The organism is Acetobacterium sp. MES1 (genome assembly GCF_002237635.1).
Taxonomy (GTDB): domain Bacteria; phylum Bacillota; class Clostridia; order Eubacteriales; family Eubacteriaceae; genus Acetobacterium; species Acetobacterium wieringae.
Map to the genome: position 1 here is coordinate 83444 of NZ_MJUY01000061.1, position 16887 is coordinate 100330.

The 16887-nt window shown below is 41.5% G+C and carries 14 protein-coding genes; 3 read left to right on the forward strand and 11 right to left on the reverse strand.

The window, feature by feature from the left end; all coding sequences use genetic code 11:
* Positions 1 to 883 precede the first annotated feature (883 nt).
* Entirely contained in the window at positions 884 to 1666 is a 783-nt protein-coding gene (locus tag BI182_RS17070) for an alpha/beta fold hydrolase (protein WP_286809783.1), read from the forward strand.
* 130 nt (positions 1667 to 1796) lie between these two features.
* Here the strand turns inward: BI182_RS17070 and BI182_RS17075 are convergent, their stop codons facing one another.
* The 4 genes from BI182_RS17075 to BI182_RS17090 form a co-directional block, all read right to left on the reverse strand.
* Complete coding sequence (locus BI182_RS17075; RefSeq protein ID WP_286809785.1) at positions 1797 to 3551, reverse strand: bifunctional diguanylate cyclase/phosphohydrolase; 1755 nt, start codon at positions 3549 to 3551, stop codon at positions 1797 to 1799.
* 186 nt (positions 3552 to 3737) lie between these two features.
* Positions 3738 to 4766, reverse strand: coding sequence for a 3-deoxy-7-phosphoheptulonate synthase (locus tag BI182_RS17080; RefSeq protein WP_070370255.1), 1029 nt, complete (start codon positions 4764 to 4766; stop codon positions 3738 to 3740).
* A 108-nt stretch (positions 4767 to 4874) separates the two neighbouring features.
* On the reverse strand, positions 4875 to 6290 hold the full coding sequence (locus tag BI182_RS17085; RefSeq protein WP_250933744.1) for a sensor histidine kinase: 1416 nt from the start codon (positions 6288 to 6290) through the stop codon (positions 4875 to 4877).
* The gene (locus BI182_RS17090; RefSeq protein WP_286809789.1) at positions 6277 to 7011 is read right to left on the reverse strand and encodes a LytR/AlgR family response regulator transcription factor; all 735 of its coding nucleotides are present in this window, start codon (positions 7009 to 7011) and stop codon (positions 6277 to 6279) included. The genes BI182_RS17085 and BI182_RS17090 overlap by 14 nt, the downstream gene beginning before the upstream one ends.
* A 191-nt stretch (positions 7012 to 7202) precedes the next feature.
* Between BI182_RS17090 and BI182_RS17095 the strand changes: the two genes are divergently transcribed.
* The gene (locus tag BI182_RS17095; RefSeq protein ID WP_286809790.1) at positions 7203 to 7604 is read left to right on the forward strand and encodes a hypothetical protein; all 402 of its coding nucleotides are present in this window, start codon (positions 7203 to 7205) and stop codon (positions 7602 to 7604) included.
* A gap of 71 nt (positions 7605 to 7675) precedes the next feature.
* On the opposite strand, the gene BI182_RS17100 is transcribed toward BI182_RS17095, so the two are convergent.
* The 4 genes from BI182_RS17100 to BI182_RS17115 form a co-directional block, all read right to left on the reverse strand.
* On the reverse strand, positions 7676 to 8653 hold the full coding sequence (locus tag BI182_RS17100) for a uroporphyrinogen decarboxylase family protein (RefSeq protein WP_070370258.1): 978 nt from the start codon (positions 8651 to 8653) through the stop codon (positions 7676 to 7678).
* Between the two features lie 79 nt (positions 8654 to 8732).
* Positions 8733 to 9362, reverse strand: a complete 630-nt coding sequence (locus tag BI182_RS17105) for a cobalamin B12-binding domain-containing protein (RefSeq protein ID WP_148637165.1) — start codon at positions 9360 to 9362, stop codon at positions 8733 to 8735.
* 478 nt (positions 9363 to 9840) lie between these two features.
* Positions 9841 to 10380 carry a DUF2284 domain-containing protein gene (locus tag BI182_RS17110; RefSeq protein WP_070370260.1) on the reverse strand — a complete coding sequence of 180 codons (540 nt, stop codon included), beginning with the start codon at positions 10378 to 10380 and terminating at the stop codon, positions 9841 to 9843.
* A 178-nt stretch (positions 10381 to 10558) separates the two neighbouring features.
* Positions 10559 to 11476, reverse strand: coding sequence for an AEC family transporter (locus BI182_RS17115; RefSeq protein ID WP_070370261.1), 918 nt, complete (start codon positions 11474 to 11476; stop codon positions 10559 to 10561).
* A gap of 290 nt (positions 11477 to 11766) precedes the next feature.
* On the opposite strand from BI182_RS17115, the gene BI182_RS17120 reads away from it, so the two are divergent.
* Positions 11767 to 12693 (forward strand): polysaccharide deacetylase family protein, encoded by a 927-nt coding sequence (locus BI182_RS17120; RefSeq protein ID WP_286809794.1) that lies wholly within the window; start codon positions 11767 to 11769, stop codon positions 12691 to 12693.
* A 68-nt stretch (positions 12694 to 12761) separates the two neighbouring features.
* Here the strand turns inward: BI182_RS17120 and BI182_RS17125 are convergent, their stop codons facing one another.
* From BI182_RS17125 to BI182_RS17135, 3 genes are all read right to left on the reverse strand, one after another.
* A complete protein-coding gene (locus tag BI182_RS17125; RefSeq protein WP_070370263.1) occupies positions 12762 to 14570 on the reverse strand; it encodes a PocR ligand-binding domain-containing protein in 1809 nt (602 codons plus the stop codon).
* Positions 14571 to 14818: 248 nt separating this feature from the next.
* Entirely contained in the window at positions 14819 to 15967 is a 1149-nt protein-coding gene (locus BI182_RS17130; RefSeq protein ID WP_286809799.1) for an iron-containing alcohol dehydrogenase, read from the reverse strand.
* Positions 15968 to 16180: 213 nt separating this feature from the next.
* A complete protein-coding gene (locus tag BI182_RS17135; protein ID WP_070370265.1) occupies positions 16181 to 16729 on the reverse strand; it encodes a TetR/AcrR family transcriptional regulator C-terminal domain-containing protein in 549 nt (182 codons plus the stop codon).
* Between the last annotated feature and the right edge of the window lie 158 nt (positions 16730 to 16887).

Sequence of the window (16887 nt, forward strand, 5' to 3'; positions counted from 1 at the left end):
AAAAAACTGACTTCTAAACTCCACCCATTTTCTGGCGCTTATTTTTATAGATCCGTCCAACCACAAAAAAGCTGAAAGCCGATTCCACAATTAATTCTGTAGAATCGGCCTCAGCTTACAATCTCAGTTGTCATTTTTTGGGACTCACCCCTTTCTGCTTATCAAAAATCTTCCGCTTCGCATTTCCAATGTAAATAGTTCACTTGCTCCAGGGATTATCTTACTTTTTATTTCGCTTTTACGATCCTTTTCTGCCGTTTTTGCATTGGGGATTTTTTATGAAATAAATTTCTGAACAATCTGTTCTCTCGTCCAAATTTCTCCCGTTTGTTACGCTGAATTTCAATTGAAAATCATCTTCTCTTCTCACGTTGATTACCTATTCTTGATCTATTATTTTTATTATGAACACATCGTTTTAATGTGCTGATCATAATGTCAATACCGATCGCCAATAAATCTGACTGTGATTAACGATGTACTCCTCAATTCTTATGACTTTAAGAATTTTTCCACCGTAGAGTGTATGATCGAAAAATCAGTTCCTTGAAGTTTATCTCTGATCTTCTTTCAATCTGATAAGCTTCTCCCTGATTTTTTCATTCAGTTAAGTGATTCTTTACTTTTCAATGATCCTGTCATTAAATTGGAAAAGGATTTGGTTGATCCTTGATTCAATTATATTGTATCATGTTTATGGCAAAAGTAAACAACTACACTGTAAACGTTTGTAACTCTTTTGTAAAGAATTAATCTGGCTTTATTATGCCATTTTTGAAAATAATGCTTAGATTTTTTTTTTAATATTCATCGCCTTTTGTTAATAAATTCCTTCATTATGGGTATTAAATAAATGGCTATTCTTTCAAAGAGAGGTGTTGTAATGGTAAGAGTTGAAGACATTAGTATGAGCTACCAAGTTTATGGATCCGGATACCCTCTGCTTTTAATAATGGGTTATGGTGGAACCATGAACCTGTGGGAGGAACGGTTTTTACGTTCGCTGTCAAAAAAATACAAGGTGATTGTCTTTGACAACCGCGGCATGGGTGAAACCAGTTCAGGTCATAAGCCTTTTACAATTGAACAGTTTGCTGAAGACACCTATGAAATGCTGGTTGCATTAAAGATAGAAAGTGCCCATGTGCTGGGATGGTCCATGGGGGCATCAATTGCTCAGGAGTTAGCCTTAAGGCATCCTGAAATTGTTAACAAACTGATTCTATACGCTTCACTTTGTCATCCGGAAATCTTTCCTCCTGAACCAAAGGTTCTTTTCCGGCTTGAAAACACACTGGGAATTCCCTCTGAAAAAGGTTATGAGTGGCTGCGACTGATCTTCCCTCCTGAGTGGATAAAAAATAATCCGGATCGCATTCGGGAAATATTTCATCGCCCGCTGGGGGTTATGAATCCTGATTCGATCCTGAAACAAGCTGATGCGATCAACAAGTGGGAAGGTTCCTGTAATCGCATTCCTTTTCTAAAACACGAAACTCTGGTTATTGATGGTAAAGACGATTTGATTCTCCCTTCCGAAAATGCCGAATATCTGGCCAGTCGATTGCCGAACTCCAAGCTCATTTTGATCCCCGAAGCAGGACATGGCTTAATGTTTCAAAAACCGGATAAATTCACGTTAATCATTAATCTATTTCTTGACTGATACAACCGGTTCGTCCTTTAAATTTTGCAAACTCACAGCAACGCTGTTCCATAATAGATAATTCATTGCATGACTTGAGGCTGGTTTCTAAACGAAGAGACCAGCCTTACTTATATATCATTTTTTCTGGCTATCGGTTTATGCTAAAGATTTCCTCACAGACCGGATTTTTCTGCATAATTCCAACAAATAACGAAACAATATCGGGATCAAACTGTGAACCCGCATTTTTCTGAATTTCAGCTAAGGCATTTTGGCAATTTGTTGCTTTTTGGTAGATTCGGTTCTCAGTCATTGCATCATAGGCATCTGTGATTGCGATAATCCGTGACAACAGCGGAATCTCTTCTCCGACTAGGCCTTTCGGGTAACCACTAACATCCCAATGCTCGTGATGGCAAAGAATATACTCAGCGATCGATACCAGCTCTGGTGAAGCGCAAGCAATACGATAGCCAATTTCTGGGTGCTTTTTCATTTCAATCCATTCTTTTTCAGTCAGTTTTCCAGGTTTTGCCAGAATCCGATCATCAATTCCGACCTTGCCAATATCATGAAGTGTCGCCAGTAATTCCAGATTGTCCAGTTCGATTTGGGAAAGATTGAGGGCTTGACCAATCATTCGCGACAAAGCCGCCAAGCGTTCAGAATGCTCCTCGGTTTCATGGCTTTTTTCATACATCGTCGCTTTGATTGAAGCAATAATAGCGCTATGTGAGCTGCGTTGCTCCAGTAGTTTGCGCTGGTTCATGTATAATTCAGCTCTTTTGATGGTTTCCTTCAAATCGCCATGGGGTTCTTCTTTTGTTCCCGAACCCAAGGCCACATTAATATGAAATGCCTCATTCAAAATCCGCCGATTATGTTCAGCAAAACTTTGCTTTATTTCTTCCATCTGTTTCAGCGCCGCTTCCCGGGATGTTTTTGGCATCAGGATGCTAAATTCATCACCTCCGGTTCTGGCAACTATTTCACCCTTCTGACAACTGTTTTTCATGATCCGGGATGTTTCAATGATCATCCGATCTCCAGCTTCATGGCCAAAGGCATCATTCATCAGTTTAATCCCATTGATGTCACCAATTATAATTGAAATCGGCAACTGTTCATTGATGTTAATCCGCTTTTGCTCTTCCTCCCAAAAGAGACGATTGTACAACCCCGTCAGATGGTCATGATAACTTAAATATCGGTATTTTTGCTCACTGGCTTCCAGACTTTTTTGGGATCTGATGATGATTTTTGCTTGTTTCTCAAGCCCCTCATAAATGATTTGGATAACAAATAACAAACCAATTCCCAGGATCTGACTGCTGATGGCAACGATCGGCCATCTTGATCCGTAATCAGCAATGGCAAATTCATTGAAAAAACTGCTGAACAACAGCACTGTAATAACCAGAAAAGCAAACAGATTAAAAGCAATAAATTTCAAAACCCATTTTTTATCCAGCAGCGACCCGGATAACACCAGCACCACTGTCACACATACCATTCCGGCTCCCATGGGTCCAGCCACAATCAGCACCAGCACACTGGCAAAATAGCCGGTCAGCAGGAAAAAGAGTTTTTTGATTCGAAGATTGATCTTATGATTAAGCAGAACAAAGACGGAGACAAAATACAGTAAAAACTCCATAACCGATACCACATACTTGCCTTCCTCATAAAACAGATAGGCACCGTAAAAGAACAGAATCGGCCCCAACAGAATAAAATAGAAGGTAATATCATAAAATAAATGATTCTTTAGATAATTGAGATCCCGATCTCGATTCCCCTCTCCGTTGTTTTTTATATTATAAGTAATGGCTCTCAGGTTTTTTAACCGCATTTTTATGAAGCCCATCATAACAGCAATCTTTTGTCTGATTATCTGATTCATCCTTCATAACCCTTTCAACACATACTGGAACTGTCATATTTCTATAGATATAAATGCTTAGTAATTTGATACCCCCTGTTTATACGTTTAGTCACCTGCCTTTTTAAATATCCCATTTCTGATCGTTTTTAAGCATTAAAAAACCGCCAATTGTTCATTGACAGACAATTGACGGTTTTTTATTTACTATACTTTTTCAGCAATGGTTCGAATTAACTCTTCTGAAGCTTTCCATCCCAGGCAGGAATCAGTAATGGATTTGCCATATACCCCACCATCGACTGGCTGGTTCCCTTCTTCAATGTAACTTTCAATCATCAGACCCTTCACATACTTTTTCAAGCTGGCGTCATAATGACGATTACGCAGGATTTCCCGGGCAATTCGGGGCTGTTCACCAAAACGCTTGTTGGAGTTGGCATGATTCAAGTCAATGATAACGGCCGGGCAGGAAAAATCCCGCTTTTCATATAACTTAATCAGATGCATAATATCTTCATAATGATAGTTGGGATAGTTGCGTCCATGCTGATCCACCGATCCCCGCATAATCGCATGGGTTAGCGGATTTCCATTCGTTTTTACTTCCCACCCCCGGTAGATAAAGGTGTGTCCTGCCTGAGCGGCCTGAATGGAATTCAGCATTACAGTAATATCACCGCTCGTCGGGTTTTTCATTCCCACCGGAATTTCCAGACCCGAGACCGTTAAACGATGTTTCTGATTTTCCACCGATCGGGCCCCGATCGCCACATAACTGAGCAAATCTTCCAGGTAGGCATAGTTTTCGGGATATAGCATTTCATCCGCACAGGACAAACCAGTTTCTTCAATAGAACGGATGTGTAATTGGCGAATGGCTTTAATCCCCTCAACCATGTTTGCTTCTTTGTTAGCGTCTGGTTGATGAAGCATCCCCTTATAACCTTCGCCGGTGGTTCGTGGTTTATTGGTATATATTCGCGGAATGATGATAATCTTATCCGCCACTTCCTTCTGAATTGCACTTAAACGATTCACATAATCAATCACGGCTGTTTCATTATCTGCTGAACAAGGCCCAATGATTAAGATGAAGCGATCGTCCTTTCCTTCAAACACATCTCGGATCATCTGATCCCGCTGGGTTTTTATTTTTTTGCCCGTTTCAGATAAAGGCATCATTTTTAAAATTTCACTGGGTGAGGGGATTTCCTGGATCAACTCAAAACTCATTTGTTACTCCCTTTTTCACAATTTTTCGCCAAAATTTACCCCGATCTGACCGCTGCCGGTAATTCTGACCGTTGTATCGACACTTTTAGTTTGTATTTATTATAGTGATTAATGTTCCAACTGACAAGGATTATTATTGATTCCCCGGCCATCCCAGATCGATAGACGATCCGGAGCCATTGTCCGGCTAGTATTGGACAGTACAACCGCCACGCTAAAGATCTGATCATCTGCTTCAAATCGAGCTTCGCCGTCATATTTTTGAGCGATGGCGGTCACCGACGCAATCCCAATACCAGATGACTGCTCTCTTTTCTGGGAAAGGTAGACGCCATTTTTCATTGAGATTTTCCCACTAAAACGATTGTCCACCGTAATATATAACTTGTTGCCAATAAACTGGGATGCCAGTTTTATCATCTTTTCCCCTGAGGTGATTCGCCGGTTGGCTTCCAGGGCATTTTCCAGAACATTTCCAAAAACCACACATAAATCCGTTTCATCAATTTTTAAATCCTGGGGCACCATTGCTTCAATGGTAAAATCAATCGCTTCCAGTTTACAAATATTGGCGTAATAGCCTAATATGGCATTAACAGCATCATTTTTGCAATACATAATATCGGCGATACTCAAGCGGTTCCCCAGCAATTCGGCGATGTAGCTTTCTGCCTTGTCCCCATTCTTCTGTTGGATCAATCCCAGTACTGCGTTTAAATGATGCCTCAGGTCATGTTCACCTTTGCGGGTCTCTTCAATACAGATCCCAAATTTCTTATAATACTCCGACTGAAATAGCAATTGTTGTTTAATAACCTCGTTGCTTTCGGCCAAAAGGATGTTTTTCTGAGTTTGTTCCAGCATTTCAATGACTACATAATAAATCAGGTAAAAGCCTAAAAAAGAAACCAAATTAAACACCAGAAACTGCCATTGCGCAATCAGGGCCGCATTCAGAGCGCCAAAGGCCAGACTGATAATATAGTAAACCATCGGGATAATCCAGAGGTAGCTCCAGGCCTTGTTGCGGGTCGCCATCACTTGACTAATTTTCTTTCTGAAAAAAATCCATACCAGGGGATACGTCAACGCCAGGATTACGCATTGAAACAGGTTAAAGTAGAAAGAATAGGAGGTTTGAACATAAACCCGATGCAATCCATACGTCAGATAAGCAATCTCCAGAAATTTGGCCATGGTAACAATAAACTCGGCATAGCTTTTAACCAGCAGTCCAACAAACAAAAGTTTAGCAGGCGTTCCCCGAACCATTGCGGTATAAACCCCCAGGTAGAGCAATAAAAAAAAGACGCTGTGAAAAGCACGCAAACTGTTCCAATTCGGAACCCATTCAATGATCATGATCACTGAAATGATGTTTAATACCATACACAAGGTACCCGCAGCGATTACCGTTTTTTTTGAATACCGGAGCTGCTTCCAGACCGGTATAAAGGCTAGAATAAAATAGGGGCCTATTGATAAAGCAATCCCCCAAACGATGTTCAGATTACTGCTTAGCACTGACTTCACCTCTGACTTTTGTAAACATAAAATCCAAATACCTTTGGCGAACTGCGACACTGTTACTGCGGGTGATTCCCACCCGATCACCATTATTCATAATGAAATCAGTGGTAGTGTAATCCTCGACGTGATTCATATTAATGATGCTGCAACGATGGCAGCGCAAAAAGGGTCTACCGCCTAGCATATTTTCTAGCTGAGATAAGGGCAGATAGGTCTTGATTTCTTCATTTTCCGTATGGATTACCGAGATCTTATTAAACACTTCCACATAAATAATATCTTTCAATCGAACGGCTACTTCCAGTTTTCCATTGGGAACCCGGATCACCTGAAGCTCCTTAGACAAAACTACCAGACAACGATCTAATGCTTCAAATATTTTTTCTTTCGTGATCGGTTTGACGATGTAGTGCTGGGCTTTTAACTCAAAGCCTTCGATGGCAAAATCCCTGCTTGATGTAATAAAAACCATTTGGCAGTCTTCCCCTACATTTCGTAGCTGTTTGCCAATTTCGATGCCATTGCCCTCTTCCAAATATATATCTAAAAAGACGATACAAAATGATTCGGGCTGATAATGGGCCCAAAAATCCACCGCCGTCGAAAAAAAAGCGATTTCGAAATCACAGCAATTAATGGCACTGTATTCTTTTAAATACCACTCAATTCTTTCCTGGTGTTCCTGTTCATCTTCACAAACTGCTATATAAACCATGCTGTCCTCCATCTGACCGTTGATTCATTAACTGTTTTTTGATAATTTTATCATATTCAATCCGATTTCACAATTTATTTGCAGCTTCCCGACAGCGTGAAACGGCTATTTTCGCCGTGAATTTGAATTGTTATCACATTTGTTTGCTGTTATGATTGTCTTACGTTAAATTTATTTATGAGGTGAAAAGTATGAAAAAAATGAAATTCTTCAGTATCCTAATGGTTTTTGCTCTGTCGCTGTTTATTTTTACCGGCTGTGGCGGTTCATCATCTTCTGATGATTCCGATGATGCCACCGTTTATTCTCAGGATTTTACCATTGTTAATGACACCGGGATCGAGATTTACGCAATCTATGTTTCTCCCACTGGTGAAGCCAGCTGGGGTGATGATCTCCTGACTACTGATACGCTGCCAAGCGGAAGTTCAACGGACATCGTTTTTGATACCGAGGTTGAAGAACAATACTGGGATTTGATGGTTGCCGATTCGGCAGGTACCACCGTTGAGTGGTCGAACATTGATTTGTTCTCAGTTTCCGAAATTACCTTAAAAATTGAGAACGGCAATCCCACGGCTACCTTTAAGTAAAATTCAAAACCCGCTGAGAATCAATAAAAATTCTCAGCGGGTTTTTTAGTTCTATTTTTGAGTCGTTTTTCTTAAAACATTAAGGCGCTCATTTTATCAATGGCTTCATCGTTTGATTCATAAACACCTGGGAAGCAGCCAAAATTCAAACCATGGCTGGCCCCCGGAATAAAGTAGAGTTTACCACATCGTTCGCAGGCTTCCTTTGTTTTTTCAAAGACAATCTCCGGTGTCCAACCTGGGAAGTCAATGACACCACTGTCAATATCACCCATAAACGAAATTTGACCACCATATTTTTTGATCAGTTCGGGTACGTTATTGGTTGTCATGACCCCCTGCCAAATGTCGATTCCCATTTCAATCATCGCTGGAACCAGGTTGGCGGCATAGGAATCGCTATGATGAACAATCAACTCTACCCCGTTATCCTTGTAAAAACCATAGATTTTTTTATAAGCCGGAACAAAGAACTCCTCAAACATTTCCGGTGATACAAACGAAGAACGTTGGCTACCCCAGTCATCATGATGGAAAATACAATCGGGATGGAGGCGGCTAACCATTTCTTTGGCATAAGCCAGTTCATACTCAACCAGATAATCAATCAGATCATGCATCGCTTCGGGTTCTTCATACAGGGCCATCAAGGCATCTTCCATGCTCATCAGATGATGGGTCATTTCGAAGATTCCCGGCGCTACAAAGGCAGTTACAAATTCTTCATTGCGATCGACGGCATTCGCATGAGCAACCGCTGCTGCCCAGGCTTCATCTGACGTTTCCACCGCTGGTGCTTTTACCTGACTGCGCCAATCGGTGATATCTTTTAAAACCTTGTGCGCATCATCATGAATCGGAAAACCACCCAATTGACCTTCCGGCCAGGTAAAGGTAATTCCCCAGCCATTTTTTATTGTCTGTCCCGGCCCGCACATGGCTCCGATGGGCGCTTCCATAATCAAATTCATAAACTCATATTGTTTTACAAAGCGATCGGGATTTCCACCTTTAATGGTTTCCAGTAAATTCTGTCTTTTTGTCAGCATTCTAATACCTCCTAAAATTATATGGATCGTTGTGAACCTGCCTTGAGCAACGCCCGCTTGTTCTTTTAAACCGATACTGTTATGCGGTTACCAATTCTTTGGCTTTAACTGCCGCACTTCCGGCATCAGGAGCATAGCCATCAGCACCAACTTCAGTTGCGTACTCTGGCGTAACTGGCGCCCCACCAACGATTACTTTTAAATCCGGATACGCCATTTTAATCGTCTGAACCGCTTCTTTCAAGGCTGGCATGGTCGTCGTCAACAGACCGGAACAGGCTACCAGCTTGACATTTGCATTATCCTTTACTGCTTGAACAAAGGTATCAGCCGGGACGTCAACGCCCAGATCGACCATATCAAAACCGGCACTTTCAATCATCATCGAAACCAGGTTTTTACCGATATCATGAAGATCACCAGCCACCGTTCCGATAACACAAGTACCCAGCGAAGCTGAACCGTCACCAGCCATCAGCGGTTTTAACACTTCTACACCTTTAGACATGGCTTTAGCGGCAATCAGCATTTCCGGTACAAAGATTTCCCCGGATGAGAATTTATCCCCGACCACACCCATTGAATCCACCATGGCCTGAAGAATTTCTGCCGGTGCACTGCCTTCATCTAGGGCTTCCTGAACCAATACCGGAACCAGCTTTGACTTTCCAGCTTCAACCTTTGCTTTTACTTCTTCGATTTTTGACATTTTTTCCTCCAATTTTAAAATCGATTTATGATATCTGGATGATATCGGTTATATTAACGATTCCACGTGTGTGCGTGTAATCCCTAATTTCTGATACGATGACGTAACGACTGATGCTAGTTTTACAACTGTTAAGTTCTCAAATAGCCGTTATCTCGGGAATGTGATAGCGATTACATCGCTTGACTGGATCACTTTTGTGCCATTCTTTTTTACAGCACTCGTTGGCTGCCTGATTTAATCACTTTCGCAACTGAGACAATTTTAAATCAATTTAATGTTTATGTCAACAGTTATTTATAAAATCAATCGCTTTTACTAATTAGGAAATCATGGCTATTTACAAATCAAATCAGTCTCCGTTTTTTCCGACTATTAAGTTAATATAAAAAATCTCCCTTTCCGGGTTGGCGCTTACAGCCAGACGGAAAGGGAGATCATATTTGCTATCTGTTAAAAGGGTTCCGTGGCAAACTGACTAGTTAAATAATACACACCCAACATAGGTTAGGGTATTAGGGCCATAGTAATATTCAAGCTGATTTAGTTTACACAAGTCACTAACAAGAATTCCAAAGGCTTCCATGGATGAGAAGGCTTTCTCGGGAAAGCGGCAGGCATCTTCTGGATAGGTACATTTTTGACACAGTGAACAACATCCATCGCCCAGTGGAAGCATATCCGCTTTTTTTTCAAACAGGGCTTCAACCAGCCGATCAAAGCTGGCATTGTGCTTGTTCTTGATCTCTTCCATCCCTTCAAAATCAAAACTGTCTTCTAATTCGCCGGTGGTTTGAACAATCACGCCATGCTTGTAATTTTTTACCTTTGTTCCACATTCCTCCAATGTTCCACATCCCGGTGGACAGGCCCAATTGGTATCATAGATCTGACACTTATTATCGGCACACATTTGTCTGACTTCGGGGTTTAAATCAATGGTGGAAACTTCAAGTTTGGCTGCTCTCGTAAATCCACTTTTATCAGCCAGATCCAATACTTCTGCTAATTCGATCATTTCGTTTTCTCCGCTTTCCTGTGATAACTATTTTTAGTTTTCACTAAATTAATGATAATTCTAGCACATTTTTTCGTATAAATATAGCCTTTTCTTGAACAACCATACAATAACAAACTCTTACTCGCATTTAATTTCAAAGCTTGAAGAAAGATTATCGGGAATCTGTACCGATCGTTCACATTAACAGAAATGCGATCATTGGAATCGTAACAACCGAAGCCAGGGTCGTGATAAAAACGCCTTTTGTAGCCAGCGCAACATTGTTTTCGTAGCGATTGGCAAAAAGTACCGAAGATGTTGCCACCGGCATCGCAATGATGATAATCACAATTCCCAGTAAATAGGGATTTATGATCACATTTCTTAAAATCACCCAGGCCAATAAGGGCAACAAGACCTGCTTAATAATCACGTAGGGATACAGTCTGAACTCGGCAAAAACGCTCCGAACTGAAATCCCTGATAAAGCAATGCCGATTACAATCATGGCCAGGGGCGTCGTCGTCGACCCGACGGTTTTTAACGTATCGTTAAGAAGCTCCGGAAATTTAAAATGGCAGGCAAACATAATAACTGCAATAATCGATGACACCATCCCCGGGGATAAAAACTTTCTTACATCCAGCGCATTTCGACCCTCTTTTGACATCAGCATAATCCCCAGGGTAAAGTTGCTGACATTAAAAATTAGATTAAAGATCGTTGCATAAAAAATAGCGCTTTCCCCAAAAATCGATGCGATCACAGGAAAACCCATAAAGCCAACATTAGACCAAATGGTCATATACATGTATAAGTAACGGTCTTCTTTTGGCACCATCAGGATTCGGACAATCAAATAAGCAATAAACGGCATCACCACATAAAAAAGAATGGAAATTATAAACATCATAATGACATCCGAATTATTGGTATCGGCTGGCATGGTTGCCACCGAGGCCAGCATCATACATGGCAGCGTAATACTTAAAATAAAATTCGAAAGTTGTGATCCGAAATTTCCACTGACAACTTTTTTCTTTGCTGCAATATATCCAAAAGCCAAAATCAAAAATAATTCCAACATCTGGCTGATCACCACCATTATATCCATCGGCCTGCTCCTCAAATAAAAATAGCCTATCACAAGCTCGGTTTAAATTCAACCCAATTGCCAAAAGGAGCTCAAACTTGAAACCGTTTAAAGGTTTTGACCGATTCTCTTAAGCCTTGTCTAATGCTGCAGTAATCGCTCTTTGCGGTTACAATGTGAATTCAATATTTTTTTTAAAAAAACAAGAAATAAATTACACATTTAGTTGGTTTTCTGCTACAATCAACTTTAGACGGGTTAGACTCGGCGAGACTGCCCGCTGTTCTGATTTTAAAACAATAGAGGTAGCGATGAGAAAGAAAACCACCCCAAAATTACGAATCAAAAATTTACCCCGTTTCCTGACATTTTCGGCAATGAGCCTGATTATTCTCGTTATCATTACCATGTCTTTGTTTTTTTTAATGAATAAAATGGCCGAAGCCTTTAATACCCAAAAACAGATCCTTCAGACTTCATCAGCTAATTCGTCCGACCCCAATGCTGCCAAAACAGAAACCGTAATCAGTAATAATCAGCAGAATGCCAAAACGGAAACCAAACCCCAGGTGACGGATGATGATCCCCTGGCCGATATAAAAGCTCGACTTCGGAGTGGAGACACTGCCGGGATCAAGGTTGTTTTTCTGACCTTCGATGATGGCCCCAGCGAAAATACCGGAGCACTTCTTGATATACTCAATGAATATGATGCCAAGGGCACCTTTTTTACCACCCTCCATGACAATGACAATGCCAAAGCCATGTATCGCCGGATTGTTGATGAAGGCCATACCCTGGCTAATCATACCAGCAGCCACGATTACGGCCTTTACAGCAATCCGGACGCCTTTTTTGCCGATGTTGAGGAGCTGGATCAGTTCCAAAAATCAATAACGGGTCAAACAGAAACCAGCCACGTTTTTCGTTTTCCAGGTGGTTCAACAAACTCCAATGAGGCCTGTGTTCAGGGCATCGTTAGTCGGGGCTTTAATTACAGCGACTGGAATGTTTCTTCCGGAGACGGCTGCTCTGATCCACCGCCAAGTGATGTCATTGCCCAAATGATTATTGAAGGATGTCGGGAAAACGATGTATCGGTTGTTTTATGCCATGCTGAACTCAAAGAATCCAGCCGAAATGCCATTCCCATCGTTATTGAAACGCTCCAGGCTGAAGGTTATGTCTTTTTACCGATGGAGAAGGACTATACCTATCCCCGCCATTTAGAAGTTTAACCGGCCGTTTTTACCCGGAATAACCAATAGACCCAAATAGTAAACCCACCGTTTTTGCGGTGGGTTTACTATTTGGGTCTGGGTCGTATTGCCGTACTTTCATATTGCTTATGACGGTACATATCATCTTCCGCCCGTTTAAATATTTCTTCGATATCTTCTGCCTCGTTATTTTTTGTTTCGTAGCCAAAAGAGATGGATACCGCCAATCCACCCACTTTTTCCGCTGCCGCTAGGCTTTTGATCTTATCGATCATCATTTCGATGACCGAACCCGCTGTTCGTGGTAAGATCACAATAAATTCATCCCCGCCCAGTCTGGCAACAATATCGTCCTTGCGACAGACCTGGCTGATAATCCTGGCCGTTTTGATTAACAGCTCATCCCCCATCAAATGTCCCAGCGTATCATTAACCAACTTTAAGCCATTAACATCTCCCAGCAGAAGGGTTAATGGTAAATTTTCTTTTTTATCCAGTCTCGCCAATTCCTGTTCATAATACCGGCGATTATAAAGCCCCGTTAAATAATCATGATAGCTGAGATAGAGAATCTCTTTTTCATTTTGCCGTTTTTCATTAATAAAGCGGGCTTGAAGCAGATTCTGAAAGGCCAGATTTGACAGCTGATTGGCAATGGTATGGAGCAATTTTGCGATTTTTTCAAACTGCTGGATGGACATCCGGGGCACTTCTCTAAATGCCCGCAAGACATCATCTTCATCGGCACCGATTTCCCGGGCATAAGCGACTAATTGGGACTCTTTGATGTTTTCATCCCGGACCTGACCGATCAGCCAATTGGCTACGTGTTTACCACCCACCGTAATCGCCGCCCCGGCATCCCACAGACCACCACTTAAACATCTTTTAATGATGGGCCCGTCGACTGAATAGGCACCAATTGCCGCATCCGATTTATAACAATTCTGACAGCCACGTACAGTCTTGCGAATAATATCCCGACAAAGTCGGGTAAAGTTGGAGGGTTCGGTTATTGGGGTGCCATCGGTCAGGGTGATCACTGAAGCAACACCGGTTGCCTCAGAAAACTGATCCTGCAATCGCTGAATGGTCTCCAGATCGATTAATTCAGAAAAGTCAATTGTGCTGGTATCTTCAGCTGGTCTGGTCAACTCCAGCATCCGCCTTTCTAATCGCTGTTCGATTTTTTTGCGATCCGTAATATCCCGGGCAGCCGCATAAACCAACTTTCCCTGGGGCCGGGAAGACCATTCAATCCAATGATATGTTCCATCTTTGGCCCGGTAACGATTGGTAAAGTTAACCACCGGGTTCTGTTCATTAAGACGATTCATCACCTCCCGGGTTACCTGAACATCATCCGGATGGACAAAATCCAGATACTTTGTCCGGATCAATTCTTCGCAACTGTACCCCAACACCTCTTCCCACGCCCTGTTTGTTTTGACAAAATATCCATCCATATCAGCAATGCACAAAAAATCCAGGCTCAATTCAAAGAAATTGTTCAATTCCTCCAATTGTGTCTTTTCCTTCGTGATATCGATAAAATGGGTAATAAAAAAACCTTTTTTCGGGGCATATGCAAGGACCCGACACCAAATGTTAAGGGCCGCCGTATATTGATCAAACTCTTTTTTGCCACCATTTAAAGCAATGTCACCATAGAAACGGATCCAATCAAAGCTGTCATTAACAATTTCTGGCAAAACCTCTGTGATTCGTTTCCCAAGTATTTTAGCCCCAAAGAGCCCTGTCAGTTTTTCAAAAGCCGGATTGACTTCAATAAACTCATAATCACACGGCTTACCGGCTTCATCACAGACAATTTTGTGATAAGCATAACCCATCGGGGCATGTTCCAGAATCGATTGATACATAGCGTCATTCATGCGGCTTCACCCTTTCAGCTAACTTTTATGAACCATAACAATTCTTATATACCCCAATGCTGGCGATTTATGCCTGGATCTTCTGCCAATCACTTCATTTTCTTCAAATTTTATCCGTTTCTGCATCTTGTTCAACTTTGATCCCATTCATTGAAAAAGAGGATCTATCCCGGTTCGGACAAATCCTCTTAACTTATTATCGTGTCTATTTTCTGCTTATCTCAATCAGGCGATTTCCATACCCAAAATTAAAATGCTGCCTTGTAAATGGCAATCACATCATCTTTGGTTGGGCATTTGGGATTTCCACCGGTACAGATATCAGCCAGAGCCAGGTCAGCCAATTCGCTGAAATCTTCTTCTTTAACGCCGATTTCTGCCAGTCCAGAGGGAATGCCAACATCTTTAGACAATTGTTTGATGGCTTCAATGGCCAGTTCGTTAATTGCTTCTTTGCTTTTGTGCGCTGTATCAACGCCCATTGCTTCTGCCACCGCTTTTAAACGATCACCCACCGCATCGGCATTGAAGGCTGCAACATGAGGAAGCAAAATGGCATTGCAGACGCCGTGAGGCAGATCATAAAAACCACCCAGCTGGTGAGCCATGGAATGAACGATTCCCAAGCCGCCGTTCGAGAAGCCCATACCGGTGACAAATTGTCCATAAGCCATATCATCCCGGGCCGCCACATTTTCTCCGTTGGCAACCGCTTCTCTTAAACTACCAGCGATCGCTTTGATCGCTTCTAAGTTGAATAAATCAGTAAACCGGGAAGCTCCGGCGGTGGTATAGCCTTCAACGGCATGGGTCAAGGCATCCATCCCGGTGGCTGCTGTTAATGATTTTGGCATTTTTACCATTAAATTGGGGTCATTAACCGCCACTGTGGCCAGGCAGTTTGGATCGACAATAACCATTTTCAGTTTACGATCTTCATCAGTGATAACATAATTAATCGTTGCTTCACTGGCGGTTCCCGACGTTGTATTGATCGCTACGATTGGTAATGATTTATTGGCGGTTTTGCCAACACCTTCATAATCCCGCAGATCCCCGGGATTAGTAGCTAAAATGGCAATTCCCTTGGCCGTATCCTGGGGTGATCCGCCACCGATGCTGATTACAAAATCGCATTCGTTATCTTGCAAGGCCTGAAGACCGGCGTTGACATTGGTAACTGTCGGGTTTGGTTTAACATCAGAAAACATGGCATATGCCACTTCAGCATTATCTAACACATTGAGTACTTCCTGGACAATTCCAGCATCGATGAGCACCTGATCGGTTACAACTAATGCTTTTTTGACATTCATCCGTTTGATTTCCGGGGCAATGAGTTCGATTGCACCGGGTTCCATAATTACGACTGGTGGAAAATAATAGGTTCTTGCCATTTTGGGTACCTCCAAATTTTTTCGACTGTAAACAGTTACATTTCTTTTATCATTTTATCAAATTTTTGATGTGATTCAATTGACATAGCTCTCTAACTGTCACATAAGTGACAGTTAATAAAATGTGTCACTTTTTTCTGCCAACAAAAAAACAATCGTTATCTGATAACAGAGCTGCTGTTATCAGATAACGATTGGTATAAAAATATTAATCTACAAAAACAACAAGTAATGTCTGAGCTTTTCCGGAATTGCCTCAATCAGTAATTTAGCAAATTCAGCTGGCTCCATGACCATCCCCTCGGTCACCCATTTAAAGGTCATATCCATGGATCCCTGACAATACATGTCCAGTAGGAATTGATCATCTTTTTCCAGGGGCTTTCCGGTTTTTTGGACAATCCGATTCGTATAATAATCCGTTATCAGCTTTAAATCGTAATCAAAAATCGAATTGCAGTCACTGGATTTAAATGCCGCTGTAAAAAAATCTTTCTCCGCCCGGACAAAGGCAAATTTACGGGTTAGGCCTTCTTCCAGCGTAAGACTGACCCCCATCTGCTTAATTGATTGTTGCGCCAATTTATCAAAATACCAATTAACCAAATCATATTTATCCTGAAAATAACGATAAAACGTCTGTCTTGTTAATTCACATTGATCAACAATTTCTTTAACGGTTATTTTATCTAAAGGCTTTGTAACCATTAGCGTTTTAATCCCCTGAGCCAACCGTTCTTTTGTTCGATCATTTGCATCCATTGATAACCCTCTTAACTAAATATTTAAATTTTTTACAAATTTATCACCAGTTTCTCTTATTAATCTTATCGACCTCGGTAATCGATGTCAATGAAATATTTTATCAACTCACATAAAATAATCTCGGTTACGCTCTTTTAGATGGGCCACATAAAAAG